This is a genomic window from Streptomyces sp. NPDC086766 (assembly GCF_044746005.1).
Taxonomy (GTDB): domain Bacteria; phylum Actinomycetota; class Actinomycetes; order Streptomycetales; family Streptomycetaceae; genus Streptomyces.
On record NZ_JBIVBI010000051.1, the window covers coordinates 1 to 6662 of the forward strand.

Genomic DNA, 6662 nt, shown 5'->3' on the forward strand with positions numbered 1-6662 from the left:
CAGCGCGACCAGCGACTCCGCACCGATCCCACGCGCGCGCAACTCCTGCGCCAACCGGTTGGCCCGCACGTCCAGTTCGGCCGCGGACAAGGTCCGCCCGGTGGAGATCACCGCGGGCGCCTGCGGGTCCGCCGCCACCCGGCGCGCGAACAGCTCCGGCACGGTGGCGGGCTCCAGGGGGCGAGCCGAGTCGTTCCAGTCGGTCAGGACGAGCCGGCGCTCCCCGTCGTCCAGGATGTCGACGGAGCCGATCGGGGCGTCCGGGGCCTCGATCACGGCGGTGAGCAGCCGCAGCAAGCGGTCGACCAGGCGCTCGACCGTGGAGTGGTCGAACAGTTCGCTGCTGTACTCGACCAGGCCGTCCATCCCGCCCGTGGAGCGTTCCCCGAACTCCAGGCCCAGGTCGAACTTGGCGGCGCCCGTGCCGACGGGCAGGGTGGCGGTGTCCAGTCCGGGGAGGCGGAGTTCGGCGGCGGCCGTGTTCTGCAGCACCAGCATCACCTGGAACAACGGATGCCGTGCCTGCGAACGGTCCGGCGCGACCGCGTCCACCACCCGCTCGAACGGCACGTCCTGATGCGCGTACGCCGCCAGGTCCCACTCCCGCACCCGGCCCAGCAGCTCACGGAAACTCGGATCCCCCGACACGTCCGTACGCAGCACCAGCGTGTTCACGAAGAACCCGACCAGATCGTCCAGCGCCTCGTCCTGACGCCCCGCTATCGCACCCCCCAGCGGAATGTCCTCACCCGCACCCAACCGCGACAACAACGCCGCCAGACCCGCCTGCAACACCATGAACAACGTCGCCCGGGACTCCCGGGCCAGGGAGACGAGTCCCTGGTGCAGGCCGGGTTCGACGGTGAAGGTGAACATGCCGCCGCGGTGGCCGGCCACGGCGGGACGGGGACGGTCCGTCGGCAGCTCCAGCAGATCCGGAGCACCCGCCAGAGCAGCCCTCCAGAACTCCAACTGCTCTGAGACAACGCTGGCTTCGTCGCTCTCCTCGCCCAGCAGCTCCCGCTGCCACAGGCTGTAATCCGCGTACTGCACCGGCAACGCCGCCGACCACTCAGGCCCCCGCCCCGCCGACCGCGCCTCGTACGCCACCGCCAGATCCCGCCCCAACGGAACCAACGACCACCCGTCGGCAGCAATGTGATGCACCGTCAACAGCAGCACCTGGTCCTCGGCACCCAGCACGAACAACTCCGCCCGCACCGGCAAACCCGACCCCAGATCGAAACCCCGCGCCGCCGCGGCCGCCAACGCGCCCTCCAGCCCACCGGCAGCCACCTCGGTCACCGGCAGCTCGAGCCCGACCTCACCCGCAGGCAGCACCTCCTGCCACGGCACACCCCCCTCCTCCGGGAACACCGTCCGCAGACTCTCGTGCCGCGCCACCACATCACCCAGCGCCGCCCGCAACGCCTCCCGGTCCACCCCACCCCGCAGCCGCAGGGCGAGCGGGATGTTGTACGTGGCTCCGGGGCCTTCGAGGCGGTCCAGGAACCACAGCCGCCGCTGGGCGAACGACAGCGGGACGCGCTCGGGGCGGACGGCGGGCAGCAGCGCCGGGCGGGCCGTGCCGGCCTCGCCCAGCCGCTCGGCGAGCGCGGCCGGTGTCGGCGCCTCGAAGAGGGTGCGGATGGCGAGTTCCACGCCGAGGGCGGAGCGGATCCGGCCGACCAGGCGGGTGGCGAGCAGGGAGTGCCCGCCGAGGTCGAAGAAGTGGTCGTCGGCGAAGACCTCGCGCACGCCGAGCACGTCGGCGAAGAGGCCGCACAGGATCTCCTCCTGCGGGCTCCGCGGCGCCCGGCCGGCCTGGCCGGTGCTCTGGCCGGTGCCGTTCTCGGGCACGGGCAGGGCCTTGCGGTCCAGCTTGCCGTTGGGGGTGAGCGGCAGCGCGTCGAGGGTGACGAAGGCGGCCGGGACCATGTGGCCGGGCAGGCTGCGCGCGGCGTGCGCGCGGACCTGGGCGGGCTCGGCCCGCTCCCCGGCCGCCGGGACGAGGTAGGCGGCGAGGCGGCGGTCGCCTGGCCGGTCCTCGCGCACAACGACGGCGACCTGGGCCACCGCGGGGTGCGCGGCGAGGACCGCCTCGATCTCGCCGAGCTCGATGCGGAATCCGCGGATCTTGACCTGGTCGTCGGCCCGGCCGACGAACTCCAGGGCGCCCTCCTCCGTCCAGCGCGCCACGTCTCCGGTGCGGTACATCCGGGCGCCCGGGGCGCCGAACGGGTCGGCGACGAACCGGCTCGCGGTCAGGCCGGGGCGTCCCCAGTAGCCCCGGGCGAGGCCCTCGCCCGCGACGTACATCTCCCCGGCGACGCCCGGCGCGGCGGGCCGCAGTCCGCCGTCGAGCACGTAGATCCGCAGGTCCGGGATGGCCCGGCCGATCATGCTGCCGGGTCCGACGGCGGCGCTGGGCGCGTCGAGCGCGAGGTGGCTGACGTGCACCGTCGTCTCGGTGATGCCGTACATGTTCACCAGGACGGGTGCGTCGTCGGCGTGCCGGGCGTACCAGTCGCCGAGCCGCCACAGGTCGAGCGCCTCGCCGCCGAACACGACGTACCGCAGGCACAGCCGGTCGCCGGTCCCGGGGTTCTCCCGGTCGGCCTGCATCAGCTGGTGGAAGGCCGACGGGGTCTGGTTGAGCACCGTCACCCGCTCCTCGGCGAGCAGCCGCAGGAACTCCTCCGGGGAGCGGGTGACGCCGTGCGGGACGACGACGAGCCGGCCGCCGTGCAGCAGCGGGCCCCACAGCTCCCACACCGAGAAGTCGAAGGCGTACGAGTGGAAGAGCGTCCACACGTCGTCGGGGCCGAAGTGGAACCAGTGGTCGGTCGCGGAGAAGAGGCGGACGACGTTGTGGTGCGGGACGACGACGCCCTTGGGGCGGCCGGTGGAGCCCGAGGTGTAGATCATGTACGCGGGGTGGTGCGGGTGCACGTCCGCGGTGGGGGCGGTGGCGGGCTCGGCGGCGAGCGCGTCCACGGTCTCCGGCGCGTCGAGCGGCAGCCGTTCGGTGCCCTCGCCGATGCCCGCGGGCAGGCCAGCGTCGGACCGGGTCACCAGCAGGGCGGGGCGGGCGTCCTCGATCATGTGGGCGAGCCGGTCCGCCGGGTAGTCGGGGTCCAGCGGCAGGTAGGCGGCGCCGGACTTGAGGACGGCGAGTACGGCGACCACGAGGTCGAGGGAGCGGGGCAGGGCGAGGGCGACGAACCGTTCGGGTCCCGCGCCGTGCCGGGCGAGCAGCCGGGCCAGGCGGTTGGCGCGGGCGTCGAGTTCGGCGTAGGTGAGCCGGTCGTCGCCGTGCGAGACGGCGACCGCGTCGGGGGTGCGGGCGGCCTGGGCGGCGAAGCGGCCGGTCAGGGTGCCGGGGACGGCGACCCGCGTGGTCCGGTCGTCCGGGTCGACGGGGACCGGCTCGGGGACCGGGCCGCCGCGGTGGCCGTTCCACTCCTCGACGATCCGGAGGAGCTCGTCGGCGCCGAGGACGTCGAAGCGGCCGGTGGGGCGGGTCGGATCGGCGGCGAACGTCTCGAAGATCCGCACCAGCCGGTCGGCGATGCGGCGTACCTCGTCGGCGCCGAAGAGGTCGGGCCGGTGGTCCAGGCGCATCGTCAGGCGTCCGTCGACCACGCCGGCGACGACGCCGAGGGCGTAGTGCGTGGCGTCGGTGGCGTGCAGGTCCGCCAGCCGCAGGCCTGGGGTCTCCGGCTGGAGTTCGGCCTGGTCCAGCGGGTAGTTCTCGAAGACCGCGATGGTGTCGAAGAGGGTGCCGTGCCCGGCCACGCGCTGCACCTCGGTGAGACCGAGGTGCTGATGGGCCATCAGGTCCGCCTGGCGGCCCTGGAGCCGGACCAGGGCGTCGGCGAACGGCTCGGTGGCGGGCAGTTCGATGCGCACCGGCAGGGTGTTGATGAACAGCCCGACCATGGTCTCGATGCCCGGTATCTCCGGCGGGCGCCCGGAGACGGTCGCGCCGAAGACGATGTCGTCGCGGCCGGTGAGCTTGGCGAGCAGCAGCGCCCAGGCTCCCTGCAGCACGGTGTTGAGCGTGAGTCCGTGCCGGCGGGCCCGGTCGCGCAGCCGTGCGGTGAGCTGCTCGGTGAGGGCCACGGTGAGGTGTCCGGGCGGCACGGCGGGCGGCGGCGCGTCGGCGGGCGCGAGCAGGCTCGGGCCGTCCAGGCCGGACAGCGCCTCGCTCCAGGCGGCCTCGGCGGCCGCCTTGTCCTGCCCGTTCAGCCAGGCCAGGTACTGGCGGTACGGGGTGACCGCGGGCAGCGCGGTGTCGTCGCCATGGGCCGCGTACAGCCGGAACAGCTCGCGGACCAGGACCGGCATGGACCAGCCGTCCATGAGGATGTGGTGCTTGGTGAGGACCAGGAGGTGCCGGTCCGCGCCGAGCCGGTACAGGGCGCAGCGCATCAGGGGCGGACGGGTCAGGTCGAACCGGGTGGCCCGGTCGGCGGCGAGCAGCCGGTCCAGCTCGGCGCGCTGCCGCTCGGGGTCGGTCTCGGCCGACAGGTCGGTCTCCGTCCAGGGCAGTGCGACCTCGTGCGGCACGATCTGCACGGCACGGCTGAGGCCCTCGTGGCGGAAGGCGGCGCGCAGGTTGGGGTGGCGGCGCAGCAGGCCCTCCGTGGCAGCCCGCAGCGCGCGGGCGTCCAGCGGACCTTCCAGGTCGAAGCTCAACTGCACGGTGTAGACGTCGGCGGCGTGCTCGTCGTAGAGCGCGTGGAAGAGCAGCCCTTCCTGCAGCGGCGAGAGCGGCAGTACGTCGGCGAGTCCCGGCTTCGTCATCGAGAGGTTCTCCAGTCGGCTTCCAGCAGGTCGATCTCGGCCTGGGACAGTGAGACGAGGGTCAGATCGGAGGGGGTGTGCCCGCCGGCCTCGGGGGCCCGGGCGTGGTCGGCCACGACGGCGAGGGCCCGCGCGAAGGTGTCGGCGAGGTCGGCGACCTCGGCGGCGGTGAACAGCTCGCCCGCCCAGGACCAGGTCGCCACCAGGCGGGGGCCTTCGGGGCGGTCCTCGGTGAGCGCGTTGAGTTCCAGTTCGTGGGTGAGCGGCATGGCGGGGTCGGCCCCGCCGCCGAGCGCCCCGGCCTCCGGCGCCGCGGTCCAGGGCTCCTCGCCCCGGGCGGCCGCCGGGAAGCGGCCCAGGTAGTTGAACCCGAGCTGCGGTGGTGCGGTGTGCGGCAGCGCCGCGCCGGGCGCGAGGTGGCGGATCATCCCGTACCCGATGCCGCCGTCGGGCACCGCGCGCAACTGCTCCTTGATCCGCTTCAGCGCCTCGCCGACGGCGGGCCCGCGGGACCAGAAGCCCGCGCGCTGCCCGGCTCCGGGATCGAGCCGCACCGGGTGCAGGCTGGTGAACCAGCCGACGGTGCGGGAGAGGTCCACGCCGTCGACGACGTCCTCGCGGCCGTGTCCCTCCAGGTCCACCAGGACGGCCGCGTCCCCGCCCCTGGCACGGCGGGCCCGCCAGTCGGCCACGGCGACCGCGAAGGCGGTGAGCAGGACGTCGTTGACGCCCGCGTGGTAGGCGGCGGGGACGTCGGCGAGCAGGGCCGCGGTGTGGTCGGCGGACAGGGTGCGCGTCAGGCTGCGCTCGGTGGCGAAGGTGTCCCGGGCGAGGTCCAGGCGCCTGCTCCCGAGGACGGGATCGTCGCTGCCCAACTGCTCCTGCCAAAGGGGTAGTTCGCCCGTGCGCGCCGGTGCGGCGGCGGCCAGCGCCTCGGCCCACACCCGCAGCGGCGTGGACACGGGAGCGGGGGCGGGCTCTGCACCCTTGCCGAGTGCTTCGCAGGCGGCGGCGAGATCGGGCAGCAGGATGCGCCAGGAGACCCCGTCGACGACGAGATGGTGGACGAGGAGCAACAGCCGGCCGCTCCGTCCCGGCCCGGCGTCGAACCAGACCGCCTGGAGCATCACCCCGGCGTCCGGGTCGAGCCGGCCGGCGGCCGCGTCCGCCTCGGCGGCGATCGACGTCCGCGGCGCTTCGGCGGTGCCGGTACGGTCCCCAAGGCTGCCCGCGCCGCGGGCTTGGGACCACTCCACCCGGCGGACCAGGCCGGCCGCCCGGACCGTGCCGGGCTCCGGGACGTCGAGCGCCCAGTCGTCGTCGCGGACCAGCCGGGCGCGCAGGGCGTCGTGGTGGTCGAGCAGCGTCTGCAGGGCGGCCGAGAGCCGGTCCTCGGTGAGGTCCGCCGGGGTGTGCACCAGGACGGACTGATGGAACCTACCGACGGGTCCGCCGCGTTTCCGCAGCCAGTGCACGATCGGCGTCGCCGGCACCCTGCCGGTGCCGCTGCCCGCCGGGACCGGCACCGCGGGCGCGTCCTCGGCCGCCTCGGCGACCAGGGCCAGGCGGGCGGGCGTTCTGTGCTCGAAGACCTGGCCGGGCTTGATGACGAGTCCGGCCTGGCGGGCGCGGCTGACGAGCTGGATGGACATGATGCTGTCGCCGCCGAGGTCGAAGAAGCTGTCGTCGGCCCCCACCGCCGAGAGGTTCAGCAGCTCCTGGAACAGCCCGCAGAAAATCTCCTCGCGCGCCCCGCTCGCCTGCCGTCCGCCGGGGGTGGCGGACAGGTCGGGGGCGGGCAGGGCCTTGCGGTCCAGCTTGCCGTTGGGCGTCTGCGGGAAGGCCTCGAGTAC

General features: G+C 74.4%; 2 protein-coding genes. Both read right to left on the minus strand.

The features are described 5' to 3' along the window. Positions 1-4809, minus strand: a 4809-nt coding sequence (locus ACIPM1_RS33675) for an amino acid adenylation domain-containing protein (RefSeq protein WP_402441162.1), incomplete at its 3' end; no start/stop codon positions are given. After that, on the minus strand, positions 4806-6662 hold a 1857-nt coding region (locus ACIPM1_RS33680), incomplete at its 5' end, for a condensation domain-containing protein (protein WP_402441164.1). The genes ACIPM1_RS33675 and ACIPM1_RS33680, both read right to left, overlap by 4 nt.